Genomic DNA, 23,813 nt, shown 5'->3' with positions numbered 1-23,813 from the left:
TCGGCCCATTCCGGGCGCTTCGCCGGGCGACGCGCTGCGCGGCCTGGGGCCTGGGGCCTGGGGCCGAAGTCCACGAAGCAACTGGCAGACGGGCTTCCGGACGCTCCCGGACGCTCCCGGACGAGGGTGAATGAGACCAGAACTGAGACCACGAGGTGACGGGTGGGCGGCTCGCGTCGTTCGGCGGGTACTGCACCCAGGCCGAATTCCTACTTGTTTGATAATGTCGGCCCATGAGCGAGATTCCTTACGGCGTCGGCGAAGGGCCAGCCACCAGGGTCAGCCTCTCCCTCCCCGAGGGGACGGCGGAGGCGATCCGCCGACGGGTCGGCAAGCGTGAGTTCTCCGCGTTCATCACCGAAGCGGTGGAGCGCGAGCTGCGCGGTCAGATCTTGGATGAGTACCTCGCCGACTACGAACGCCGTCAGGGGCCGATCTCCGAGCACGAGCAGGAGCGGGCACGCCGGGTCTTCGACGAGGTGTTCGCCGAGGAGGGGCAGTGGCCCGCCGCAAGCTGAGCCACGAAGGCACTCTCGTTCTCGACTGCGAGGGCCTGTCGAAGTTCGTCAGTGATCACGAGTCCGTCGTCGCCCTCATCGCCGAAGCCCGCAAGCGCGGCATGGAGGTCGTCATCAGCGCACTCACCATCATCGAAGCGGTGCATCGCCGGACCGACAAGGCGCGGCTCGCCTGGGTCCTGTCCGGCGTGCGGATCGTGCACATCGGCGACGAGGAGGCCAAGGCCGCCTCAGCCATGCTGATCAACGCTGGGCTGCATGGTCACAAATACGCCATCGACGCTGCCGTGGCCGAGACGGCGCTGCGTCAGCGCCGCCCGGTCGTCATGCTCACCTCGGACATCGACGACATGACGAAGCTCTGCGGCGACAGAGTGCGCCTCGTCGCCGTGTAGTCGACGTCCAAGACCCGAATGCCGGGTGCGGAAGGTCGGCCCGTACGTCCTTGTCCGAGTGCGGCGGGGCCCGTGGACCAGTCGGTGGCACCCAGGGCCGTGAACGGCTGCGTGGCCGGACGCCTCGTCTTTCATGGTGCCGTGGGGTGCAGCAGCCGCGTGTTGGCCTCGTCCGGCGCGAAACGGCCAGGGGCGAATTCCGTGGCGGACCGAAGTCCGAGCCACACCAGCATGGCGTGGTGTTCCTCATGCGCCGGGTCGGCGAGAATCACTTTGAGATCGCTGTAGCCGGGGGCGCCGCCGCAGTCCTCGGGTGGGCACGCCCCGGCACCGTCCACGCAGTGCGGACAGTGAAGCAGCGTGAGGTGGTACAGCTCCTCGCTGGACTTCGTCTTGAACGTACGGTCCCCGATCACCGGGTCCATCCGGTCGCCGGTGTCCAGAACCTCCACCAGTGCTCGCGCGTCGGCAAGCGTCACACGGCCGGTCTGGGTCAGCTTGCGTCCCGCGCCGACCCAACCGACCAGCGCTCGCACCTGCTCGACAGTCCTGCCCACTGTCTCACCCATGCTGACCTGCCTGTTCCGGTTCCTGTCCCGTATCACCCGAACCCAGGATGGCAGCACCGCCGGCGCACTCTGTGCTTCACATGGGGCAACACGGAAGTGGCAGACTGTGACGGTGACCACGCACGACGAGGAATTGCTGGCCCGGGTCCGGGAGATGAGGGAGCGCGGCAGCGCGCCGAAGCAGATCGCGAAGGCGCTGGGGCTGCGCCCGGCCCAGGCCACCGCGCTGGTCAGACGGGTCGCCGAGGCGGCACTGGCGAACGTCGCGCCGGATGAGCGTCCGGTGGTGGGCTGCTGGGTCAACGCGGGCTGGAGCGCGGGACTGGACATGGCCAAAGCCCCGGACTGGGCGGCGGCCGACCCCCTCGGCCAGGACCCGGACCCGGACCCGGACCCGGGCGGCTTCGCCCAGATTCTCCTGGCCCGCCAGGAACGTGCCAGCAGGGTGACCGTCACCGGGTTCCTGGTGGACGTGTACTGCCTGGGAGTCAAGAACGTCACCGACCCCGAGGTGATGGGGTCCGGAACCCTGACAACTTACGTACCGATGTACTACTCGGCCTTCGACGATCGGCCGCTGCCGATCGCCGTAGAGCAGGCGCAGACGATCGTGCACGATGCGGTCGCCTACGCCCGCGGTCTTGGCTTCGAGCCCGCGGGTGGCTTCACCGAAGCCGCAGTGCACCTGGGTGCCCCGCCCGGCGACCGGCCCGTCATCGGCTTCGGCCGGGACGGCAAGCCGTCCTACTTCTCCGGCCCCTACGACAACCCGCGCGAGGTGGTCCAGATCCTCGAGCGCACCTGCGGTCCGGGCAACTACGACTACGTTGCCCATCTGTAGGAACGGGACGCGAGCGGCACGAGGCGGGGAACACGAGCAGTGATACCGGTCGAACAGCAACAGGAGCCCACCGGCACTCCACGGGTCCGGCACACTGAGCACGAGGCGCAGACCAACCTGCTGACGGTGCTGCGCCTGTGTATGACGGGGAAACTGCGGTGCAGCGAAAAGACCCGCCGCCCCAGCACCGCCACCGTCTCGGCGGTCGCCGACGTCCTGGACGGCGGCGACTTCTATCCGCACGAGGCCATCGCCGCCTTCGCCTGGCCGATGCTGCTCCAGGCAGGCGGCCTCGCCCAGCTCACCGGCGGTCGGCTGATGCTGACCACACGCGGACGGGCCGCGCTGACCCGGCCACCGCACCTGACCATTCCTCAGCTGTGGCAACGCTGGCTGAACAACAGCCTCCTGGACGAGTTCTCCCGCGTCGAGGAGATCAAGGGCCAGCGCTCGGCGAACGTCCTGACCGCTGCCAAACCGCGCCGCAAGCTCGTCGGCCAAGCGCTGGCCGGCCTCACCCCGGGTGAGTGGATGTCCATCGACGGCCTGTTCACAGAGATGCGCGCGGCCGGTCTGGATCCAGTCGTCCACCGCAGTGAACGCGCCCTGTGGAAGCTGTACCTGGAGGATCCGCAATACGGCAGCCTCGGCTACGACGGCTACCACGGCTGGTCCCTCCTCCAAGGTCGGTACACCTTGGCGGTGCTCTTCGAGTACGCCGCCACGCTCGGTCTCATCGACATCGAGTACGTCCCCCCGTCGGGCGCGCGCGATGACTACCGGGACAACTGGGGTGGCGACTACCTCGACCAGCTCAGCCGCTACGACGGCCTGTCCGCACTCCGCCTCAATCCCCTGGGCGCCCACGCCGTCGGCCTCACGGGCGACTACGCGCCTGCCGGGGTCCCTGCCTCGGCCGTCCCGACGGGCAGGGTCACCGTCCTGGCGAACTTTGACATCGTCGCCCTCGACGGGCTGCCCTCCGCCGACGCACTCCTCCTGGACGCCTTCTCCGACCGGAAAACCGACCGGGTCTGGACGCTCACCACCGCTTCTCTTCTGCACGCCCTCGACCGCGGGCACACTCTCGACGAACTCCGTGGCTACCTGAACCAGGCCGCCTCGCACCCCGTGCCCCAGACCGTCACCACCCTGCTCGACGACACCGGCCGCCGCACCGGCCGGCTCCGCGATACAGGGCAGGCCCATCTCATCGAGTGCGCGGACGAGGCACTGGCAGCCCTCATCATCAGCGACCGCCGCCTGCGCGCGCTGTGTACCCGAATCGGCGAGCGCCATCTCGCGGTCTCCCTCGACCGTCTGCCTGCGTTCCGTACGGCCGCCCTGGCCCTGGGCTACCCGCTGGCCTGACGACACGAGGGAGAGCCGCTTCGGAGCACCTCGGGCCGGGACCGGGGCGCACATCGATGCGCGACCGCTGGTCATCGACAGAGGGTGCGTTCGCGCATGGGTGAAATACCTTGAATGCTAGAAACAAATAAGACCAAAACTGAGACCAGAGCATGCCAGAGCGTCGGACCGCGAGCTGCGGTCCGACGCTCTGTTTCGCCTGTTCAGGCGGCTGCGGAGGATACGAGATTCGAACTCGTGAGGGGTTGCCCCCAACACTCTTTCCAACTGTGTTGGTGGGGTCTTGGGCTGTGTGCAGGGGCGTTCACCTGGGTTCATGGGCGGTCGGGTCATCGGGGCGGGACGGCTCTGGGCCTCGTCTGAACGGCCGTGAACGGCGCTGAATGAGACGGGAACTGAGACGGAGCGGGGGCCGACCCTCAGGCCCTGGTGGTGTCGGTCCCTCGTGCCATGATCCTCGCGTGTTGAAGATCCCCGGATATGAAGGCGGCCCTCTGGTCGAGGGTGGCGCCTACCTTGATGATCCGTTGTTCTGGCCCGTGCACCTCGGCACCTGTTTGCGCGGCGAGGACGCGCAACGAGCCGCGTTCGGAGCTGACTGGGACGCGGCCATGGAGCTCTACCGCGTGCTCTCCGCCGAGCAGGAGTGGCCGATGTTCAGCGTGCCCCTCCGCTCCGGCCACACCATCTACGTCATCTATCGTAACTTCGACGGAGACCGAGGGGTGGACTATCTGATCCATCACCCGACTTGGCCAGCAGCGGAAACCCTCGCTGTGGATGACGGGCACTTCATGGGGCCCGGCATGGCCTGGCCGGAGTTGCTATCCGCTGCTCGACAGTCGTCAACAAGGGGTGTTGACGATCCCGACGCCCGTCTCTTGCTGCTCTTTCCCACACTCGGCGACGCGCGACTTCCCGACGACGCAACCGTTGCCCTCACCACCGCGCTCAGCGCTCTTACCTTGATCGAGCAGCCCGCCGACGTGGCGAGCATGCTCCTTGAGAACCAGGGCCAATGGGCTCCCGCTTGCTGGAAGCTGGCAGACGGCGTCTGGATCAACGACGGTGGACACTCCTACCGGAACCCCAGAAACGCTTTCGCTCTGCCTGAGGGGCGCCTTCTGGAGATCAGTAGCGCACTGCACGACGGGAGCTGAGCACCGCTTTAGGAGAGAGGCTGGGGTGTATTGCCGGTGACCTGCGGCTTTGCTGCCGGGGCTAGCGGGCAGGGGGTGCACCCGCTAAGCACCCGTGTTGACCGTGGCTGACCCTTGCATCTGGCACGGCTGTGGCACGACGACCTCTTAGTCCCGAACTCTCGGCCGGGTGGTCATTGAGGTCTGATGGGCTGGTCAATCGGCCGTAGGCGGCTGCTGAGGGTCAGTTGTGGTCGTTGGGGTTGCTGTACTTCTCTGCTGTACAGCTTGGGCGGCTCGGTAGGCGCCCGCGAGGTTTCTGCGGCTTAGCAGGGTGTCTGGGTGTGTGTCACCGAGGATCTGCTCGCGCTGTCTGAGGGTGGCCTCAAACAGAGGGATGGCCCGCGCCAAATCCCCCGCCTCCTGGTAGGCACCCGCGAGGTTGTTGCGGCTGGCGAGGGTCTGGGGGTGGATGTCGCCGAGAGTTTGCTCGCTCTGGCTAAGGGTGGCCTCGTACAGCGGGATGGCCCGCTCTAGGTCACCCGCATCCAGGTAGACATACGCGAGGTTGTTGCGGCTCGCTAGGGCGTGGGGGTGGGTGTCGCCGAGGATCTGCTCGCATTGGGTGAGGGTGGCCTCGTACAACGGGATGGCCCGTTCCAGGTCACCAGCCTTCTGGTAGGCGCCTGCGAGGTTGTTGCGGCTGGCGAGTGTGCTGGGGTGGGTGTCGCCGAGGATCTGCTCGCATTGGGTGAGGGTGGCCTCGTACAGCGGGATGGCCCGTTCCAGGTCACCAGCCTTCTGGTAGGCGCCTGCGAGGTGAATGCGGCTGGCGAGTGTCCGGGGGTGGATGTCGCCGAGAATTTGCTCGCTCTGGCTAAGGGTGGCCTCGTACAGGTTGATGGCCCGTGTCAGGTCACCCGCATCCAGGTAGACATACGCGAGGTTGTTGCGGCTCGCGAGGGTGTCAGGATGGGTGTCGCCGAGCATCTGCTCGCGCTGGGCCAGGGTGGTCTCCAGCAGGTTGATGGCCGATGTCAGATCACCCGCCTTCTGGTAGGCGCCTGCGAGGTGGTTGCGGCTGGCGAGGGTCTGGGGGTGGGCGTCGCCGAGGATCTGCTCGTACTGGTTGAGGGTGGTCTGTAGCAACTTGATGGCCCGTGTCAGATCACCCGCCTCCTGGTAGGCGCAGGCGAGGTTGTGGCGGCCATTCAGGGTTTCGGGGTGGGTTTCGCCGAGGATTCGCTCGCGCTGTCTGAGGGTGGCCTCGTACAGAGGGATGGCCCGCTCTAGGTCCCCCGCCTCCTGGTAGGCGCCCGCGAGGTGGCTGTGGCTGGCCAGGGTGTGAGGGTGGGTGTCGCCGAGGATCTGCTCGCATTGGGTGAGGGTGGCCTCGTACAGACTGATGGCGCGTCGCAGGTTGCCCGACTCCCGATAGGCGTAGGCGAGGTGAATGCGGCTGGCGAGGGTGTGGGGGTGGGTGTCGCCGAGGATCCGCTCGTACTGGATGAGGGTCGTCTCGTACAGACTGATGGCCCGTTCCAGGTCACCAGCCTTCTGGTAGGCACCTGCGAGGTGAATGCGGCTGGCCAGAGTCTGGGGGTGGGTTTCGCCGAGGATCCGCTCGTACTGGGGGAGGGTCGCCTCGAATAGGGGGACGGCCCGAGCCAGATTCCCCGCCTCCAGGTAGGCGTAGGCGAGGTTGCCGCGGCTGGTCAGGGTGTCGCGGTGAGTGTCGCCGATGAGCTGCTCGCGCTGGGTAAGGGTGGCCTTCAGCAGGGGGATGGTGCGGGCGGTGTGGCCTTGCTGGTGGAGACGGTTGGCAGCTGTGGTGTACGCGTCGGTGAGGGGAGCGTTGTGGCGTCCTGGCGGGGTGGTAGCCGCGAGGGTAACCAGATGGGGGATGAGGGTGTCCCACTGGTTGTCGGCGGTGGTGTCCTGGCCCGAAGACAGGGGCAAACTGCGGAGGACTGCTTGTTCGGCGCGGTCCCGTCCTTGCAGGTGCCGGGGTGGTTGGGTGTCGTCGGCAGGCCGGGGGGCGCGCAGAATGGCTTGGACCAGGCGGTGGACGGTGACGTTGGTGCCGGTGTCGCTGACCATGCTGTAGGCGGCCAGGGTGCCGATGGCTTCTGCGATGTCGTCCGGGTCGGTGCCGGGCGGGGTGAGCAGGGTGTGGGGGATGTCGTCGGGGGCGAGCCAGGCGGCGGTGTGCAGCACCTGAACGGCCAGCGGATTCGCTCGCTCCAGGTCGTGGAGAGTGACGTCCCAGATGCGGGCGATGGTGCGTTCGGCGGCGAGGCCGTGGGCGGTCTTGGTGAGGTTGGTACCCAGGCGTCGGCGGTAGGCGTCAAGGCTGATGCCACGGTTCTGGGCCAGGTAGGCGCCGGCCTGCTTGATCGCCAGAGGGTGGTGCCCCATCTCAGCGGCGAGAGCGCGGGCATCGGCCTGCTGGCGCGCAGTGGGGGTGGTGTCCTTGAACACGAGACGGCACAACAGATTCTTTGCGTCGTCCGGGTGGAGGTCGCCCAGGGCCAGGGTGGGCGCCGTGTCGGGCCAGCCCGTGGTGCGGCGGCTGGTGGCCAGGTGGTGCCCCTGGTGCAGGGCCCCGGTATAGGGGGCGAGATCGTCGGGGTTGTCCAGGTTGTCGTAGACCAGCAGCCAGCCTGGGTGCCAGGCCAACCACTGCCTCGCCCACGCCACCTGCGCCCTGCGCACGGCCGTGGCGGCCCAGCCGGGAACCAGAGTCTGAGTGAGGCTGGTGAGCGAGGTCTCGATCTCGTCGGGCGAGGCGGCGTTGACCCACCAGATCAGGGTGTAATCGCCGCGGTATTGGTGGGCGTAGTGCAGGGCGAGCGTGCTCTTGCCGATCCCGCCCAGACCGTACACGGTCCCGCTCTGCGTGATCGCACCCTCGCGCTGGCCGGTCAGGGTGCGCCGCAGCCAGGTCAGCTCCTTCTGACGGCCCAGGCACAGCGGCAACGGAGGCAGGTTCGAGACGCCCGGCGCCGCAGTGACTCGCTCCGCCGCCTGCAACGCCTCGGCAGGCAGTACGACGTCACCCGTGTAGGCGCTGCCGATCTGCCGGGCTGCGATCGACCGCTCTCCGGCCGCCTCGATCCGGGACCCGGACGCAGCCTCCTCTCCGCTCACGACCGTGGCGGGGTGTGACCGTCACCGGTGATGGCGGTGCCGATGTGCTGAGCAGCGATCGACCGCTCACCCGCTGCCGTGATGGTGACCGTGCCCGCGGCCGGGGCGGGCAGTAGGGCCGACACTTCCTCCCGTAGCCCGGGATCGTCCTGCAACGCGTGCCTCAGGAGCCGGCCCAGCACAGCCGTGGAGTAGGTGTCATCCTGCTCGTCGGCGGCCTCACCCACGACCTGTTCCAGCTCCGTCCGGCCGGCCTCGTCCCTGCGCCGCCAGACCAGTTGCAGGATCCGCTGCCCCAGACCGACCGTCGCCTCGGCAGCAGCATCCTGCGCCCGGGTCAGCACTGCCGCCCCGTAAGCACCCACCGCGGCCGTCACCGCCGGGCCCGCCTGCTCAGCCAACTGCGCGATCTCAGCACTCACTTGATCCCCCGGCCTAAGCGATCCGAAAGAACACCAGGGTAGAAACCCCACCCCCGTCGTGAAGCTGAAACGCCCGAAACGCCCGCAGCGGTTCCCCGCCTCGTCCTTGGCCTCCCTCGCCTAACGCCATCAGCTTGGGAAGCTGAGGTGATCTCGGGCCTGTCGCTGACCGGACCTGCAGCGGAAGGTGTTGGCGGCCGGTAGGCGGGTCCTTTGGTTTCCCCGGTGCTCCCCGCGGTTTCCCGCACGATCTGGCACGCGTCTGGCATGCCCTCTTCGTCCCGGACTCTCGGCTGTACAGTCATTCGGGTCTTGCGGGCTGGTCAATCGGTCGTGGGCGGCTGGCGCGCCTGAGCGAGCTTGCTGCGGATGGCCAGCGTGTCGGGATGCATGTCGCCCAGAAACTGTTGGCTCCGGGCGAGGGCCGTCTCCAACAGTGGGATTGCCCGTGCTGGAGCCCCGAAATCCTGGTAGGCATCCGCTAGGTTCCTGCGGCTGGTCACGGTGGTGGGGTGGGTGTCGCCGAGGATCTGTTCGGCCTGGGCGAGAACTGTTTCAAGCAGCTCGATGGCCCGCTCTACGTCTCCCGCCATGAGGTAGGCGCTTGCCAGGTTGTTGCGAGTGGCCAAGCTGTGGGGGTGGATGTCGCCGAGGATTTGTTCAGCCTGGGCGAGAACTGTTTCAAGCAGCTCGATGGCCCGCTCTAGGTCTCCCGCCTTGAAATAGGCGCTTGCGAGGTTATTGCGCCCGGTCATGGTGTCCGGGTGGGAAGTTCCCAGCACCCGTTCGCGCTGCTCAAGCGCCATTTCGAAAAGCGGAATGGCCCGCTGCAGGTCCCCCGCTGACCAGTAGGCGCTTGCGAGGTTGTTGCGGCAGGTCAGAGTGTCGGGGTGGGTGCCACCGAGGATCTCCTCGCGCTGGGCGAGAGTCGCCTCGTACAGCGGTATCGCCCGCCTCAGGTCCCCCGCCGCTCGGTAGGCGCTTGCGAGGTTGTTGCGGCTGGTCAGGGTGCTGGGGTGGGTGTCGCCAAGGATCTCCTCGCGCTGGGCGAGAGTCGCCTCGTACAGCGGTATCGCCCGCTTCAGATCCCCCGACGACCAGTACGCGTAGGCGAGGTTGTTGCGGCTGGTGAGGGTGTCGGGGTGGGTGTCGCCAAGGATCTCCACGTGCTGGGCGAGAGTCGCCTCGTACAGCGGTATCGCCCGCTTCATGTCCCCCGACGACTCGTAGGCGCTTGCGAGGTTGTTGCGGCTGGTCAGGGTGCTGGGGTGGGTATCGCCGAGGGCTTGCTCGCGCTGGACGAGTGCGGCTGTACGCAGTCGGATGGTGTGGGCTTCACGCCCTTGGTGGTGCAGGTACTGTGCAGCGGCGTCGTAGGTATCGGCCGTCTCGGTGGATGTTGGGCTATGGGCCGGTGTGGACTCGGCGAGGCCGATGACATGGGGCAGGAGCCGTTCCCATTCCAGGGTGTCTGTGTTGCCGGCGGAGACGGCTCGCTGGATGAGGTGTTCGGCGTCCTGCCGGCCGGGCGGATATCCGTCGGATCCGGCGGGCTGGTGGCGCAGGACGGTCTGTACGAGGCGGTGGACGTTGATGGCTTGGCGGTCGGCGCTGTAGGCGATCATGTTGTATGCCTACAGCGCGCCCAGGGCCTGGCCGAGAGCGAGTGGGTCGGGGCAGAACGGGGCGAGCAGAGTGCGGGGGATGGCGTCAGGCGCGAGCCAAGCCATGGCGTTCAGCAGGGTGACGGCCTGGGGGTTGCGGCGTTCGATGGCGGTCAGGGTGTGGTGCCAGATGCGGGCGATGGTGCGTTCGGGGTCGATGCCGCCCGCGGCCGCGTCCATGACGCGTCCCAGCATCTGCCGGTAGTCGGCCAGCAAGGTGCCGGTCTCGAACAGGTAGGCGCCCGCCTGCTCCAGAGCCAGCGGCAGGTAGCCGAGATCGGCGGCAAGGTCTGCGGCGTCCCGGCGCTGTGCCGACGTGGGGGCGTGCTCCGCCCCGAAGGTGAGAGTGCACAGCAGGTCCACGGCCGCCTCGGCGTCCAGCAGGCCCAGGGGCATGGTGGGGGCGATGGTGTGCCAGCCGGTCGCGGTGCGGCTGGTGGCCAGATGGTGCCCGTCTGGGAGCGCGCCGAGGTAGTGGCGCAGGTCGGCGGGGTCTTCGACGTTGTCGAAGACGAGCAGCCAACCGGGGTGCCACTGCAGCCACAGCAGCGCCCACGCCGCCCGCTCCGGCACGCCTGCAGATGCCGCCCACTGCGGGCACAGCCGCGAGGCGAGAGCGGCCAGGCTGGTAACGATCTGCTCGGTGCTCGCGGCGTTGATCCACCACACCAGCGTGTACACACGTCGGTAGGTGTGGGCGTAATGCAGGGCGAGCGTGCTCTTCCCGATCCCGCCCAGCCCATGGACCGCCCGTACCCCGGAGACCTGGGTGACCGCGGCCTCCCCCTGATCAGCCAGCAACCGGCGCAGCTCTGCGAGCTCGCTCTGGCGTCCGACGAACACCCCGGAGGCGGACCCGGGCAGGTTACCGGCCGCCGGTGGCGCGTCGACCTCCTTGGCCCAGCGCACCGCCTCTGCCGGCAGCATCACCACCCGGGCCCCGTCCCCGGTGATCGCCACACTTACATCACCGCCCACCGCCACGGACCGGGTGCCCGTCGCCCGCGGGTCGCCGCCCCCGGCTGCCGCACTGTCTGTCATGGTCTGATCGTTGTGTGGTCCCCGGTCACGGCCGTGGTGATGGTCCTAGCGGCGATCGACCGCTCACCTGAGGCCGTCACGGTCACCGTCTCCCCGACCGCGGGCAATATCCTGGCCAGCTCTGCCAGCAACTCGGCGTCCTCACGCAGCGCACGCTTGATCTGCTGGCGCACAGCGGCTGCCGCGTCCGCATCCTCCGGCGCCTCGGCCGCGTCCTGGATTGCGGTCTCCAGCTCTGCCCGGCACTGCTCGTTGCAGCGGCGCCACACCGTCTGCAGGATGCGTTGCCCCAGATTCGCCGTGGCATCCACCGCCGCGCTCTCTGCCCGGGAGAACACCGCCGCCCCGTACGCGCCCACCGCAGTCGCCAGATACGGCCCCGCCTGCTCCACCAACTGCACGATCTCAGCGCTCACTTGCCCCCCGACCTCACGACTACAGGTGACCCAGCCTAGGAACACGGCCCCCGCTCGCACAGCCCAAACGCCTAAATCGCCCCGCGCGGTTCCACCGCCGCCCAACCGCGAGACCTCTTCGTCCCGAAGCAACTTGGGTGGGTGCTTGACGTCGGCCTGGTGCGCCTTTCACCTGCGGCGAGGGTCCGTAGGTGTGCGTGGCTGTCCGCCGCTGTGTGTCGGCGTTGTCACGCAGTTAGACACTCACCCCAGATCTTCCCTGCTGCCGGGTTGTCAGGAGAGAGAGGCATGGGCTGTACCTTGCTGGGGCGTGACCGTATAAGGAAAGAAGTGATGGCGATGATTCCACCATGCGCCTTAATCCCCTTCTGCCCACTCGTCAAAAATTGCGGCAGTGATAGCGCCGCACTGATTCACCAGCTGAATAAAGCTGGAGATGTCGTGTCGAGGGAAATAGATGGGTACTGTGCCAAAGAAGGGCTGAGACAAGTCCACCTTGGCCATGTCCACCTTGGGCGGCAAATTGTAGTGCATTAGCATGTTACGGAAAGGCCTGGCCTTCGGATCCAAGATATCTTGTGCTGATTCCAAATTGACAATGTGATCAGCGATCGCAGCGGATCGAGTCGTGAGGCGGTAGGATGAATCGTCCAACAGAATACGCACGCTGCGCAATACCTGATAAAGCGAAAGGTATCCGATCTTGAAAGCCGTGTAGTCGAGGTGCCGGCGATCAACGCCAGACGATACAACGATTTCGGCGAAATTAAGCATCGCTCGGAAGGTTGTGAGTATTGCATTCAGCTCGGGCGTTTCTGGTCCGTTGAAGACCTTGCGGTAGTACTTGCTGGCGCGCACATCTCGTGACTCATCCAGGGCCGAAACGCTCAACGCAGTTACAAAGGTGTCCGCCCCCTGATCATCGAGGCTGGCTCCCAAACCTGCGAAGTATGATCCGTACTCCTCAAAGACTGCTCGGATATGAGTTCCGGCCCCCTCCGCGAGCAGCTCATTCGGCTCAAATCCGAGATGGAACGTCGCGGCATGGGTTGTTGTGACTAGTCGCCCGCCATAGCTATACAGGCCGAGATCGGTTTCTAGAAAGCGAGCCAGCGGAAGCCACGTGTTACCGAGGAACTTGGCAGAATGCGCGGTGAACACCTCGTCCCGAAAGTACGAAATCTGCCCCTCAATGCCTCGCTTAGTGTCTTCGAAGAGCTTCAATGAATGCCGAGACCGGGCACTAATGGTGATTGTACCCTCTTCGAATACTGCGGAGATGTTGGCATCGATCTTCCCCGCCTTTTGTAGAGACTCGTGCATGGCGAGCGAGAAATACGGTGCCATACAGAAAGCCAACACGGAATTCAACGGATCATCGCCGTGGCGCGTTACGTCTCGAAAGTAGCGACCAAAATAGTTCGCGTCACTAAAGATTCCAGACCAGATTACGGCAGTCTGCATGTCCGTCTCCATGGAGCATGACTGTGTCAGCAGGTTGGCACGCTGTCGAGTCTATTTGGCGAATGTGGCCCCTGCTCCAGCCGTCCGTGGCTAGGCGCCGGCTTCTGCCGACGGCACCTTGCGACACCCGCTCTAGCAGGTCGATCCATCAGCCGCCATGGAGCTATGAGGCCCTCGCGCGCCGGGCGTCCTGGGTGGCTCAAGGCTGCCTGTGTGCGCGGTCGTTGATGTCAGCAGGTGATGTCAGGCTGGATGGCGCGCTGAGGCTCCTCTCGGATCATCAACCAGATACGGTCGGTCTCTGACGAGGTGTACCGCATGGTCTAGGCATTGGGCGCAAGGAGAGGCGTGAACCATGACAGAGGGCAATCCTGATCTTAGCGAGATCAGCCAGGCATTCGAAGAGGTCGCCGAGAATCCGGTCACGGGAGAAGTGAGAATAAAGTTCCGTGATGGTCGTGTAGTGGAATCGAGCTTGGGTGGCGGCGATCCAGGCAGTGTGCTTAGGGAAGTGTCCTACGATTTTTCCAGTGGAGTAATTCGCCTAGAAAGCGTACGTGGGGATCGTTTTGAGGTAGACCCGGAGGGGGCGGCTTCTGAGTCAATCCGTCCTCCGGTTGTTTACCTGGATCAATGTCATTGGAGTACGCTATCTAACTCCATTTTTGACCGTGCTCGGGTTCGAAATGAGAAAGACCTTGAAGCTGCTGAGCGCTTGATTGAATGGGCTGAGGCAGGGCGTGTCATCATTCCTGTGTCATCCGCTCACGCCCTTGAGACCTCGGCGCTATTTGACGAGAGGCGTCAGAATCTCGCGTCTACCATTCTCAGAATTTCGCGGGGATGGCAGATGCGGAGTCCCGTAGCGGTGCGAACGCATGAGATGGGTGAAGCGCTATCGAAAGCGTACACAGCTTCTGTTGCTCTCCCTGAGCTCGACGTCTTTAGCCTGGCTGCTGGAGCTATGGACACGAAGGAGCGTGTCACTGAAACGTCTGATCTTCCGGCGGACTTGTCGAAATTGACTAACAGGCTCACAGCGTTCGCTAGTATTTACGACGTCCTTATGAATCCGGAGCGGGTTCCGTCTCCGGTCCCGGGTTGGCATGAGCACTTTAACAGAGTAAGTATGGATCCAGAATTCCAGGCGCGGTCGCCCAAGCAGAAGGCGATCGATGGGCGAGCTTTGGCTATCAGTGATGTGGTATCAGAGGGGGTCGCTGCGGCTCATAGTTTGGGAATTCCCATGGAGGAACGTCTGGCTGTTGAGCTCTATGAGCGAATTGATTCCATGCCCTCGCTCCGGGTGTACGGGGATGCAATTGGTCATCGTCTGGCTATCCGTGCTAAGTGGGAGCCGAATGATCTGATTGACATGCTCTATTTGGGATGCGCTGCCGCGTATGCCGATGTAGTGGTGGCTGAGAGAGTGGCCACCAATTACCTACAGAGGTCGTGGAGGGGTGGGCATCAGGCATGTCCAGTTGTAGCGAAGCTCCCTGACGCCGTTGAGAAGGTCTCGTATCTTCTGGGTTGATACCCGATCTTGCGAATTCCGCTGCCCCTTCCTCGGCTCGCCAACCAACCCAGCTCCCATCCCGTCCGCCGTCGACCCACACACCGTGGAGCGGGCGTGGTTCATGGCGTCCAGGTGGAGCGCGCCACTGTACGAACGACCTGGACGCCATGGGCCGCGTCTGCTCGGCTCTGCCTGGGTCGACGGCGGACGGGATGGGAGCCCCCACGCTCGCCACGATGTGCCCGCGGCCGGGAACGGCGCCCCCTCCCACCCGGTGCCGGCCGGTCCCCCGCCGGAGGCATCGTCTGTGACCGTGGGCCGCGTTCGTCGGGTGCTCGACTCATGTCCTCCGGGCCTATCCACAGTGGGCGGGCGTCGGCGCAGCCGGGGCCGAGCGGGCCGAAGGCAGGAGCGGCGCCCCGAGCGGAGCCGTGAGCCCGCCCGGCGGAGCGGAGCGGAGCCGGGTGCCTTGAACCCGTAGAGAAAGTTGTAACTCAGTCGGTCGGTAGGGGCTTGAAATCGTCTACGCAGGCCGGAAGTTCGACACCCTGGCGGTGAGCGAGCGGCAAGAAGAGCACGGGTCGGATCATCCATGTGATGCGGGTGCTGGCGTGAGTGACTGAGACAGTGCAGGGTTCCGCGCGGAGGAGTGCTCGCCGTGTCTGGATGCGGCCCTCGTAGAGCCAGGCCCATGCTTCGTCGGATGCCTCGGGGTCGAGCGCCGGAGAGATAGTGCGGAGTGCGACCGCTACCCATCGGTCCGCCTGCGGTGCCGTATACGCGTCGAGAGACCCTCGCAGTGCCGGCCGCGATCCCTCGGCCAAGTCTTCGGTCCAGCATTCGCACCAGTAGCCGCGCTGCGGTTTGTCCATCAGCACGGGTGCTCCCCCCTTCGGACGTCCATGAAGAGTTCCGCGGTGACCGTGTGGCCGCCGTCGCTGTCGTGGACGACGACCCGGTGTGCGATGGCGCTGACCATGCCCAGACCTCGACCGTGTTCGGCGTCCTCGTCCCGGTGGTCGACCTTCGGGGCCGCGCTCGCGCCTCCGTCGTCCGTTACCGACAGCGCGATCACCTGGGCCGAGACGGCGACGGCCAGGTGGAAGCTGCCGGACTCCAGGCCGCTGGCCGTGTGAAGAATCGCGTTCGCGCTCAGCTCACTGACGATCAGTTCGGCGTCTTCGGCTAAAGGGGAGCCGCGCAGGATGTCACGGGTCCAGCGGCGGGCCCGGCTGACCTCTTCCGGGAAACCTGGGCAACTGAGGCCCCAAACCCGAGCGGTGCTCGTATACTCGTGCATACAAGTTCCTTCGTGCAGGTAGGCCGCCATGTGCAGCGGGTACGGGCTAGACGAGTTTCACGCCGTCATGGGCGCGGATGGCCGGTGGAAATGTCGCGTTCAATGCGTCCAGGACACGGATCGCGTACGCCTCGTCGGCGAGGTCGGTGACTTCTTCACGGGTGGCCCAACGCAGCGCGCGGGTCTCGTCCCCGGTGGTGAGCGTGCCGTCGGCGGCCTCGCAGCGGAACACCAGCGAGACGATCAAGCCGTTCATGTTCTTGTAAACGCCGGTCAGAGTCGCGGGAAGTGCGATCTTGATGCCGGTCTCTTCGAGAACTTCGCGCTGAAGGGCCTCAGGGATGGTTTCCTCGCGTTCGAGGACCCCGCCCGGGGGTTCCCAGTGGCCGTTGTCGCGGCGCTTGATCAAAAGAGCGCGGCCCTGGTCGTCGACGATGACTCCGGCAACGCTCACGGAGTGCGGACGGTCAGTGCTCACGTTCCTCGGCCCTTTCAGCTGGCTAGGCTCTCCACGGTAGCAACAACACTCGCCCACTCGTCTAGATACCTAAAGGAGTACACGTGACGTCTCTCCCGAGCCTCCTCGGCGACCTCGACCCCACGAGTGATCGTGCGGTCTTCCGGCAGATCGCCGACCAGCTGCGCGAGGCCATCGACCGTGGGCGATTCAAGGAGGGCGAAAAGCTGCCCTCCGAGGCGGAACTCGTCGAACACTACGGGGTTTCCCGGATGACAGTTCGGAACTCCTTCTCCATTCTCCAAGGCGAGGGCCTGGTCCACGCCGAGCACGGCAAGGGCGTGTTCGTGCGACCACGGCCACCTGTGCGGCGGCTCGCCTCCGACCGGTTCGCCCGGCGCCATCGCGAGCAAGGCAAGTCCGCGTTCATCGTGGAAGCCGATGCGGCCGGCAGTCACCCCCAGGTCGACAGCCTTGAGGTCAAGGAGGAGAAAGCCAGCCAGGACATCTCCACCCGGCTCGGTTCGGTGCGGCGCGTGCTCGCCCGTCGGCGCCGGTATCTGCTCGACGGTCGGCCGGTCGAGTTCGCAACCTCCTATCTCCCGCTCGACATCGCTCGCGGCACGCAGATCGCCGAACCCAACCCCGGCCCCGGCGGCATCTACGCCCGCCTCGAAGAGCTGGGCCACCACCTCGACCACTTCGAGGAGGAGATCCGCGCCCGGATGCCGTCGCCGTCCGAGGTGAAGACGCTCCGGCTGGCCTCCGGCGTGCCCGTGATCCACCTGATCCGTACCGCGTACGACACCGAGGGGCGGGCCGTGGAGGTCTGTGACACGGTCATGGCGGCGGACGCTTACGTCCTGTCGTACCAGCTCCCGGCCACGTGAGGGCCTGACCGCCGGTGGTGCGCGGGGCCGCTTTCCCGAACTCGTACACCCCAACAAGCATACTCGTATAGACGAGTGGGCAAGTTGTGTGACAGGCTGGTCGTCGTTCCCGGAGATCGGGTTCGAAGGCTGCATGTTGTATAGACGAGTAGATGGGAAAGAATCTTGCGCACTATCCGTGTGGAGACCTCGGCCGCCACGATCCTGCTGACCGAGGCACCTGAGCCCAAGGTCCGCGACCGGCAGACCGGCGAGATCGCCAAGGACGCCGTCAGCGGCGAGGCACTGATGACGATCGGCGTCGTCTACATCGAGGAGGGGGAGTCGTCCCTGATCAAGGTGACCCTTCCGGAGAGCGGGGTAGCGGAAGGGCTCGCACTCGGCGCCCCGGTCTCGCTGCCGGGGCTCATTGCCCGGCCGTGGGAGAGCGTGTTCAACGGGCAGCAGCGGCACGGCATCGCCTACCGCGCCGCCGCCGTCACTCCGGCCGCCTTCCCGGCCGCCATGGAGGCCTCGGCCTGATGACCGACCTGGCAACGCTTCTGGAGGTGGGTGGTCCTGTCGCCGCGCTCGGCGGCGGGGCTGCCTACGCCCGGGCCAACCACCCCGGGGTCTACTGGTCCACGGTCGGCCTGCCGATATCCACGGTCCGGCTGCTCAGCTCGTACAGCTCGGTCATGGAAGCCTGCGGCCTGACCGTCGCTCCGTCCCGGCTGCGGGTTCTGGCAGTCAAGGCCACCACCCGACGGGAGGTCCGGCCCGTCCCACCTCGGCGCGGGATCATCCGCCCTACGTCGACCGGACTGCGGCTTCGTCTGCGGCTCGCCCCGGGACAGGAACCTGCCGATGTCGCTGCCTCGGCCGAACGCCTGCGGCACGCCTGGGGAGTTCACGCCGTCTACGTCACCACGATCAAGCCCGGTGTCGTCGAGCTGCGGCTCGTCGGCTTCGACGTACTGCGGCGAGTGCGGATGCCCCGCAAGGCCGAGGAAGGGTTCCTGAAGGTGCCGGTGGCCTTGCGGGAGGACGCCACTGCCTTCGTACGCGACTACCGCACCGTCCCGCATCAACTCACCCTCGGCGCAACGCTCTCCGGCAAGTCCATGTACCTGCGCCACCTGGTGGCCGGACTCGCCCCTCAGCCCGTCGCCCTGGTCGGCATCGACTGCAAGCGCGGCGTCGAACTGGCCCCCTTCGCCCCACGACTCTCGGCGCTCGCCACCGACCCCGAGCAGGCAGCCGATCTGCTGCCCGTGCTCGTCAAGGAAATGGAGGACCGATACGACCTGATCAAGGCGCGACAGGGCATCGCCCCGAGCACACCGGACGAGGAGATCACCTCCGACATCTGGGGACTGCCCGACTACCAACGCCCCGTGCCCATCGTCCTGTTCGTCGACGAGGTGGCTGAGCTCTTCCTCGTCGCGACACGCAAGGACGAGGAACGCCGGGACGAGATGGTCACCCAGCTTATCCGCCTCGCCCAGCTCGGTCGCGCCGCTGGCATCTACCTGGAGGTCTGCGGACAACGCTTCGGCGCCGAACTCGGCAAGGGCGCCACCATGCTCCGTGCCCAGCTCACCGGCCGGGTCTGCCACCGCGTCAACGACGAAGCCTCCGCCAAAATGGCACTCGGCGACATCGCCCCCGAAGCGGTCGCCGCCGCCTGTGCCATCGCCCCCGAACGGCCCGGCCTCGCCGTGGCCGGTGACACCTCCGGCGGCTGGTCGCGCATCCGCACGCCCTACCTCTCTCTCGGCGACGCTGCTGAGATCTGCCAGGAATCGGCCCACCTGGCGCCGAAGCTGCCCGCGCTCAAGCCCTTCCGGCCCTGCATCCCCGTACGGCCGGTCTGGCCCCCGGCGCCGGTTGTGTCACCGCGCCCCGTGACCGACTGAGCCGCTCCCCTCTTCCCCGGCCGGCGTGACCGCCTCACGCCACGTCCCTACCCCGCCCATGCCTGAATCCGGAAGGAGCCGCAGCATGCGCGCCCAACTGGCCCGTATCGATGCGGTGCTCGTCCAAGCCGTCATCGCCGCCGCCCTGTCCTTCGCCCACCTGCACGACGTCGCCTCGGCGGCCGGACAGGACGGATGGAAAGCCTGGGCCTACCCGATCTCGGTCGACCTGCTGCTCGTCGCCGCCTGGCGCCGACTGCGGACCGGCGACGCCAAAGCCTCCGGGTGGTGCTGGTTCGTCATCGCACTCGCCGCATCCCTCGGCGCGAACGTCGCCACCGCCGGACTCCTCGACATGGACCACGTGCCGGACTGGCTCCGCATCCTCGTCGCGGGCTGGCCTGCGGTCGCCTTCCTCGGCGGAACTCTCCTCGCCCACTCGACACCGCCCCCGCACGACGAGACCGAGGAGGAGGAGACCGACGCTATCGAGGACCGGCGCGAGGAGATCGAGCCCCCGGCGAAGCCCGAGGACATCGAGGACCAGGAGGACGCGCCCGATCCCGTCCCGCAGCTCCCGCCGCCACCCGTCGCCGAACCCACGCCCGCCCCGACTCCTCCGCCCGCCGTCTCCGTCCCGGCCGCCCTGGTCGAACACGCCCGCAAAGTCGCCACCGAACACCACACCCGCACAGGAATGTCCATCGACACCCCGACCCTGCGCGCCCGCCTCGGCGTCCCCATGCCCATGGCCGACGCCATCGCCGCCCAGCTCTGAGAAGAGATCCACATGAGCGCCAACCGCCGCTTCCGCTCCGTCACCCGCATCGGCCCCGTCCAGGTCGGCACCTCGTACGACGGTCGCGGCCGCGAGAAGCACACCGCCGCCTGTACCGCCCCCCGCTGCGGCTTCTCCGCCGACTACGACAGCCGCGCCGCCGCCGAACTGGCCGCCCGCACTCACCGCTGCCCCATCCGCTGAAAGGACCCGCCTCCGTGACCGTCAGCCTGCCGCTCGTCCTCGTCCTCGGCTTCTTCGCCTGGGGAGCGGTCAAGTTCCTCGGCGTCCGTACCTGGATCGTCGTCCTGGTCGCCCTCTTCGGCTTCTGGCTCTCGCACACCTTCATGGCCCCGGCCATCGAGTCCGGCACACGCTCCGGCGTGGACGTCATAAACGGCTCACACGACTAGACGAGTAGATAAGGAGAGTTCCGCCGTGTTCCTGCCCAAGTACCCCGACAGCGCCACCCCGCCACCCGTGCACACCCACGCTCCGACAGACCCGGCCCCGGTACAGCGCACGCTCCCTCAGGTCTCCATCAGCACCGGCGCGATCGCGACCGTGATCGTCGGCGGGGTCGTACTGACCGCCCTCCTGGCCGCCGTCGCCGTCACGGCCATCTCTGTAGCCGTCGCCGCCGTGGTTCTGCGCTCGGTGCTCCGCGACCAGCACACCCGCCGCTGATCAACAGACCCCGGGGTGGCCTCGATGCCGTCAACCATCTGCCACCCCCGTGGGCTCTCCCCTTCCTGACCGACGCCAGAAGGAGCAAGTCATCACTTCCCGCGCCACCCCGCCTCCACTGCACGAACTCGGCGACCTGGCCGCGCTCGGCACCATGCCGGGCCTGCTGCGCCAACTTTCCAGCCTCGGCGGCTGCACTCACCCGATCCGTCTCGACGGCCACCGCACCGAATACGACGTGAACACCGCGACTGGCGAGATCGGCAACGTCCTCCACCACCTCGACTCCTCCGACCTCCCCGCCGGCCACCTCCTCGTGCGCTGCAACAACCGCCGTACGACCCGCTGCGCGGCCTGCGCCGAGGTCTACCGCCGCGACACCTTCCACCTGATCACCTCCGGCCTGCGCGGCGGCAAAGGCACCCCGGAACGAGTCGCCGCCCACCCCCGCGTCTTCGCCACCTTCACCGCCCCCAGCTTCGGCCCGGTCCACAACCGCCCCACCGGCCCGGCCGGTTCAGTCCGCCGCTGCCGCTGCGGCACCCTCCACGACCAGGACGACGACGCACTCGGCACCCCGCTCGACCCGGACACCTACGACTACGACGCTGCCGTCCTCTGGAACGCCCACGCCGGACCCCTCTGGCGCCGCTTCTCGACCTACCTGCGCCGAGAGGTCGCCAAGCGGGCCGGACTCGCCCAGCGCGCCTTCCGCCAGCACGCCCGGGTGTCGTTCGCCAAGGTCGCCGAGTACCAGAAGCGCGGCGCCGTCCACTTCCACGCCGTCATCCGCATCGACGGCCCCGAGGGCGGCGACACCCCGCCACCCGCCTGGGCCACGGCTGAGCTGCTCACCGACGCCATCCGCACCGCCGCCGCCCACGTCCGCGTCGACGGCCCGGTCATTGACGCCCGCCCGCACACCTTCACCTTCGGCCGTCAGCTCGACGTACGCACCATCCGCAGCGCCGACTTCGACGGCGGCCAGGAACTCACCGAACGGGCCGTAGCCGCCTACATCGCCAAGTACGCGACCAAGGGTGCCGAGACCGCCACGGGAGCTCTCGACCGCCCGCTCAAGTTCCTCGCCGAACTCGCCCAGCTCGACATCAGTGACCACGCCCGCCGCATGATCCGAACGGCCTGGACCCTCGGCGCGCGGAAGGACCTCGAAGACCTCCGCCTGCGCGCCTGGGCCCACATGCTCGGCTTCCGCGGCCACTTCTCCACCAAGTCCCGCCGCTACTCCACCACCCTCGGCGCCCTCCGCGACGCCCGAGCCGAATGGCGCCGCGCTCAAGCCGCCGCCCTCACCGACTCCGAGCACGACACGACGTACGTCCTCGCGCACTGGGTCTTCGCCGGAACCGGCCTTTCGGACGCCGAAGCCTGGCTTGCCGAGTCCCTCGAACCCGCCCCCGGAACGGAAGGAGAACCGACCCATGCCTGAGGCTCAGGCCACCGCCGCTGAGCTGGACCCCTTCGACCCCTCCTTGGCCCTTCTGACCGTCGAGGAGGCGGCCCGGCGGCTCCGAATCGGCCGTACGACGTGCTTCCGGCTTGTGTTGGCCGGAGAGATCGAGTCGGTGACGGTCGGGCGGCTGCGAAGGGTCCCCGCCGATGCCGTCCCCGCGTACGTGGCCAAGCTGCGCCACCGACCCGCCCACGCGGCCTGAGGAGGGCAGGCATGTCAGAGAACAAGCGCACCCGACAGCCGAACGGGGCCTCGTCCATCTACCTCGGCAAGGACGGGAAGTGGCACGGCCGGGTGACCGTCGGCGTCCGCGATGACGGGAAGCCCGACCGCCGTCACGTCGAGCGGAAGACAAAGGCCGAGGTGACCAAGGCCGTCCGCGAGCTGGAGCGGGCCCGCGACGACAGGAAGCTTCGGAAGCCGGGTAAGGGCTGGACCGTCCAGAGCTGGCTTGAGCACTGGGTCGAGAACATCGCCAAGCCGTACGTCTCCGAGAACACGTACGACGGGTACGAGGTCGACGTACGCGTTCACCTGGTCCCCGGCCTGGGCGCTCACAAGCTCGACCGCCTGGAGCCCGAGCACCTCGAACGCTTCTACCGGAAGATGCAGGCGTCCGGGAGCTCCGCCGGCACCGCCCACCACGCTCACCGCACGATCCGAGTCGCCCTCGGTGAGGCCGTGCGGCGCGGCCACGTCGTCACCAATGCGGCCGAGATCGCCAAGGCTCCCCGCCTCGAAGAGGAGGACATCGAGCCTTACACGATCGAAGAGGTGCAGAGTCTCCTCGTCGAAGCGGCCAAGCTTCGCAACAGCGCCCGGTGGGTCGTCGCCCTGGCGCTCGGCCTCCGCCAAGGGGAAGCGCTCGGGCTCCACTGGGAAGACGTCGACCTGGACGCGGGATACGTCCGCATTCGCAAGAACCGACTGCGCCCGAAGTACGCGCACGGCTGCGGTGCCAACCCATGTGGTCGGAAGGCTGGCTACTGCCCCAAGCGGGAGCAGACCCGGCGTGAGCACAAGTCCACCAAGTCGCGCGCGGGGCGGCGCACCATCGGCCTGCCCGATCCGCTGATCAAGATTCTCCGCCAGCACCAGGAAGCGCAGGAGCGGGAGCGGATCGCGGCCGGTGCCGACTGGGAGGGCAAGGGGTACGTCTTCGCCTCGCCGACCGGCGGGCCGCTGAGCCCGAACACTGACTTCCACATCTGGAAGCGGCTGCTTCGGGACGCAGGCCTCCGAGACGGCCGCCTCCATGACGCTCGCCACACCGCCGCTACCGTGCTCCTGATCCTCGGCGTCCCGGACGTCGTGATCGACTCGATCATGGGTTGGGAGCCCGGGGGAGCGGCCCGGATGCGCGCCCGGTACATGCACGTGACCGGGACCATGCTCCGCAAGGTCGCTCAGCAAGTTGGAGACGCGCTCTGGGAGCCGCCAGGCACGGCCGGAAAATCCAACTGAGACGGAAACTGAGACGGACAACGACGAAGGGCCCCACCGCGAACGGTGGGGCCCTTCGACATCGTGCCCGGTGAGGCACTGGCGGAGGATACGAGATTCGAACTCGTGAGGGGTTGCCCCCAACACGCTTTCCAAGCGTGCGCCCTAGGCCTCTAGGCGAATCCTCCGCCGGAAACATTACATGACCCAGAGGAGTGCTCGCGAACTCGTTCCCTGCCGCTGACATCGGGTACTCTCTGTGGAGCCCCTCACGCGGCGCTATCTGACTGAACTCCCCCAGGGCCGGAAGGCAGCAAGGGTAGGTTGGCTCTGGCGGGTGCGTGGGGGGCGCTTGCGTTCCCGGGGGCCTGGGCAGG

The 23,813-nt window shown here is 67.0% G+C and carries 26 protein-coding genes, 1 tRNA gene and 1 other RNA gene; 17 read left to right on the top strand and 11 right to left on the bottom strand.

Features of this window, described 5'->3' with window-relative positions; genetic code table 11:
- Positions 1 to 233: 233 nt before the first annotated feature.
- Together ABT063_RS11990 and ABT063_RS11985 are read left to right on the top strand one after the other, a co-directional pair.
- On the top strand, positions 234 to 518 hold the full coding sequence (locus tag ABT063_RS11990; RefSeq protein ID WP_351057132.1) for a hypothetical protein: 285 nt from the start codon (positions 234 to 236) through the stop codon (positions 516 to 518).
- Positions 500 to 913, top strand: a complete 414-nt coding sequence (locus ABT063_RS11985) for a DNA-binding protein (protein ID WP_351057131.1) — start codon at positions 500 to 502, stop codon at positions 911 to 913. Before ABT063_RS11990 ends, ABT063_RS11985 begins: the two co-directional genes overlap by 19 nt.
- A 131-nt stretch (positions 914 to 1,044) precedes the next feature.
- Here the strand turns inward: ABT063_RS11985 and ABT063_RS11980 are convergent, their stop codons facing one another.
- Complete coding sequence (locus ABT063_RS11980; protein WP_351057130.1) at positions 1,045 to 1,482, bottom strand: IS1096 element passenger TnpR family protein; 438 nt, start codon at positions 1,480 to 1,482, stop codon at positions 1,045 to 1,047.
- 112 nt (positions 1,483 to 1,594) lie between these two features.
- Here ABT063_RS11980 and ABT063_RS11975 point away from each other — a divergent pair, with 112 nt between their 5' ends.
- The 3 genes from ABT063_RS11975 to ABT063_RS11965 all read left to right on the top strand — a co-directional run bounded on the left by ABT063_RS11975 (position 1,595) and on the right by ABT063_RS11965 (position 4,854).
- Complete coding sequence (locus tag ABT063_RS11975; protein WP_351057129.1) at positions 1,595 to 2,323, top strand: hypothetical protein; 729 nt, start codon at positions 1,595 to 1,597, stop codon at positions 2,321 to 2,323.
- Between the two features lie 39 nt (positions 2,324 to 2,362).
- Entirely contained in the window at positions 2,363 to 3,694 is a 1,332-nt protein-coding gene (locus ABT063_RS11970; protein WP_351057128.1) for a helicase-associated domain-containing protein, read from the top strand.
- A 461-nt stretch (positions 3,695 to 4,155) separates the two neighbouring features.
- Entirely contained in the window at positions 4,156 to 4,854 is a 699-nt protein-coding gene (locus tag ABT063_RS11965) for a hypothetical protein (RefSeq protein WP_351057127.1), read from the top strand.
- Positions 4,855 to 5,049: 195 nt separating this feature from the next.
- Here the strand turns inward: ABT063_RS11965 and ABT063_RS11960 are convergent, their stop codons facing one another.
- The 6 genes from ABT063_RS11960 to ABT063_RS11935 form a co-directional block, all read right to left on the bottom strand.
- Entirely contained in the window at positions 5,050 to 7,983 is a 2,934-nt protein-coding gene (locus ABT063_RS11960; RefSeq protein ID WP_351057126.1) for a tetratricopeptide repeat protein, read from the bottom strand.
- Positions 7,980 to 8,405, bottom strand: coding sequence for a hypothetical protein (locus ABT063_RS11955; RefSeq protein WP_351057125.1), 426 nt, complete (start codon positions 8,403 to 8,405; stop codon positions 7,980 to 7,982). The genes ABT063_RS11960 and ABT063_RS11955 overlap by 4 nt, the downstream gene beginning before the upstream one ends.
- A gap of 323 nt (positions 8,406 to 8,728) precedes the next feature.
- Positions 8,729 to 10,030, bottom strand: coding sequence for a tetratricopeptide repeat protein (locus tag ABT063_RS11950; protein WP_351057124.1), 1,302 nt, complete (start codon positions 10,028 to 10,030; stop codon positions 8,729 to 8,731).
- Positions 10,031 to 10,039: 9 nt separating this feature from the next.
- Positions 10,040 to 11,110 carry an NB-ARC domain-containing protein gene (locus ABT063_RS11945; protein WP_351057123.1) on the bottom strand — a complete coding sequence of 357 codons (1,071 nt, stop codon included), beginning with the start codon at positions 11,108 to 11,110 and terminating at the stop codon, positions 10,040 to 10,042.
- A complete protein-coding gene (locus ABT063_RS11940; RefSeq protein WP_351057122.1) occupies positions 11,107 to 11,526 on the bottom strand; it encodes a hypothetical protein in 420 nt (139 codons plus the stop codon). The genes ABT063_RS11945 and ABT063_RS11940 overlap by 4 nt, the downstream gene beginning before the upstream one ends.
- Before the next feature lie 357 nt (positions 11,527 to 11,883).
- Entirely contained in the window at positions 11,884 to 13,002 is a 1,119-nt protein-coding gene (locus tag ABT063_RS11935; RefSeq protein WP_351057121.1) for a hypothetical protein, read from the bottom strand.
- Between the two features lie 343 nt (positions 13,003 to 13,345).
- Here ABT063_RS11935 and ABT063_RS11930 point away from each other — a divergent pair, with 343 nt between their 5' ends.
- The gene (locus ABT063_RS11930; protein ID WP_351057120.1) at positions 13,346 to 14,527 is read left to right on the top strand and encodes a hypothetical protein; all 1,182 of its coding nucleotides are present in this window, start codon (positions 13,346 to 13,348) and stop codon (positions 14,525 to 14,527) included.
- 476 nt (positions 14,528 to 15,003) lie between these two features.
- Here ABT063_RS11930 and ABT063_RS11925 read toward each other — a convergent pair whose 3' ends face one another.
- From ABT063_RS11925 to ABT063_RS11915, 3 genes are read right to left on the bottom strand one after another with little or no spacing between them, the layout of a single operon-like run.
- Positions 15,004 to 15,381, bottom strand: coding sequence for a hypothetical protein (locus ABT063_RS11925; RefSeq protein WP_351057297.1), 378 nt, complete (start codon positions 15,379 to 15,381; stop codon positions 15,004 to 15,006).
- Positions 15,381 to 15,809: an ATP-binding protein gene (locus tag ABT063_RS11920; protein ID WP_351057119.1), complete on the bottom strand. Its 429-nt coding sequence runs from the start codon at positions 15,807 to 15,809 to the stop codon at positions 15,381 to 15,383. Before ABT063_RS11920 ends, ABT063_RS11925 begins: the two co-directional genes overlap by 1 nt.
- Positions 15,810 to 15,855: 46 nt before the next feature.
- Positions 15,856 to 16,263 carry an NUDIX hydrolase gene (locus ABT063_RS11915; protein ID WP_351057118.1) on the bottom strand — a complete coding sequence of 136 codons (408 nt, stop codon included), beginning with the start codon at positions 16,261 to 16,263 and terminating at the stop codon, positions 15,856 to 15,858.
- A 107-nt stretch (positions 16,264 to 16,370) separates the two neighbouring features.
- Between ABT063_RS11915 and ABT063_RS11910 the strand changes: the two genes are divergently transcribed.
- From ABT063_RS11910 to ABT063_RS11865, 10 genes are all read left to right on the top strand, one after another.
- The gene (locus ABT063_RS11910; RefSeq protein WP_030684069.1) at positions 16,371 to 17,156 is read left to right on the top strand and encodes a GntR family transcriptional regulator; all 786 of its coding nucleotides are present in this window, start codon (positions 16,371 to 16,373) and stop codon (positions 17,154 to 17,156) included.
- Between the two features lie 165 nt (positions 17,157 to 17,321).
- On the top strand, positions 17,322 to 17,678 hold the full coding sequence (locus tag ABT063_RS11905) for an SCO3933 family regulatory protein (RefSeq protein ID WP_351057116.1): 357 nt from the start codon (positions 17,322 to 17,324) through the stop codon (positions 17,676 to 17,678).
- On the top strand, positions 17,678 to 19,054 hold the full coding sequence (locus tag ABT063_RS11900; RefSeq protein WP_351057115.1) for an FtsK/SpoIIIE domain-containing protein: 1,377 nt from the start codon (positions 17,678 to 17,680) through the stop codon (positions 19,052 to 19,054). The genes ABT063_RS11905 and ABT063_RS11900 overlap by 1 nt, the downstream gene beginning before the upstream one ends.
- An 85-nt stretch (positions 19,055 to 19,139) precedes the next feature.
- Positions 19,140 to 19,832, top strand: coding sequence for a DUF2637 domain-containing protein (locus ABT063_RS11895; protein WP_351057114.1), 693 nt, complete (start codon positions 19,140 to 19,142; stop codon positions 19,830 to 19,832).
- Positions 19,833 to 19,844: 12 nt separating this feature from the next.
- The gene (locus ABT063_RS11890; protein WP_351057113.1) at positions 19,845 to 20,036 is read left to right on the top strand and encodes a mobile element transfer protein; all 192 of its coding nucleotides are present in this window, start codon (positions 19,845 to 19,847) and stop codon (positions 20,034 to 20,036) included.
- A 14-nt stretch (positions 20,037 to 20,050) separates the two neighbouring features.
- A complete protein-coding gene (locus tag ABT063_RS11885) occupies positions 20,051 to 20,245 on the top strand; it encodes a hypothetical protein (protein ID WP_030673585.1) in 195 nt (64 codons plus the stop codon).
- 25 nt (positions 20,246 to 20,270) lie between these two features.
- Positions 20,271 to 20,519 (top strand): SpdD protein, encoded by a 249-nt coding sequence (locus ABT063_RS11880; protein WP_351057111.1) that lies wholly within the window; start codon positions 20,271 to 20,273, stop codon positions 20,517 to 20,519.
- Positions 20,520 to 20,673: 154 nt separating this feature from the next.
- Entirely contained in the window at positions 20,674 to 21,969 is a 1,296-nt protein-coding gene (locus tag ABT063_RS11875) for a replication initiator (protein ID WP_351057296.1), read from the top strand.
- Positions 21,962 to 22,195, top strand: coding sequence for an excisionase family DNA-binding protein (locus ABT063_RS11870; RefSeq protein WP_351057110.1), 234 nt, complete (start codon positions 21,962 to 21,964; stop codon positions 22,193 to 22,195). The genes ABT063_RS11875 and ABT063_RS11870 overlap by 8 nt, the downstream gene beginning before the upstream one ends.
- Before the next feature lie 11 nt (positions 22,196 to 22,206).
- Positions 22,207 to 23,457, top strand: coding sequence for a tyrosine-type recombinase/integrase (locus tag ABT063_RS11865; protein WP_351057109.1), 1,251 nt, complete (start codon positions 22,207 to 22,209; stop codon positions 23,455 to 23,457).
- 79 nt (positions 23,458 to 23,536) lie between these two features.
- On the opposite strand, the gene ABT063_RS11860 is transcribed toward ABT063_RS11865, so the two are convergent.
- Positions 23,537 to 23,624, bottom strand: a tRNA-Ser gene (locus ABT063_RS11860).
- A gap of 72 nt (positions 23,625 to 23,696) precedes the next feature.
- Between ABT063_RS11860 and ffs the strand changes: the two genes are divergently transcribed.
- Positions 23,697 to 23,795: signal recognition particle sRNA small type (gene ffs, locus ABT063_RS11855), an RNA gene on the top strand.
- Positions 23,796 to 23,813: the final 18 nt, after the last annotated feature.

It is taken from the genome of Streptomyces sp. NPDC002838 (assembly GCF_040295365.1).
Taxonomy (GTDB): domain Bacteria; phylum Actinomycetota; class Actinomycetes; order Streptomycetales; family Streptomycetaceae; genus Streptomyces.
Note: the sequence above shows the minus strand (reverse complement) of the source record. Positions and strands in the feature narration are given on the sequence as shown.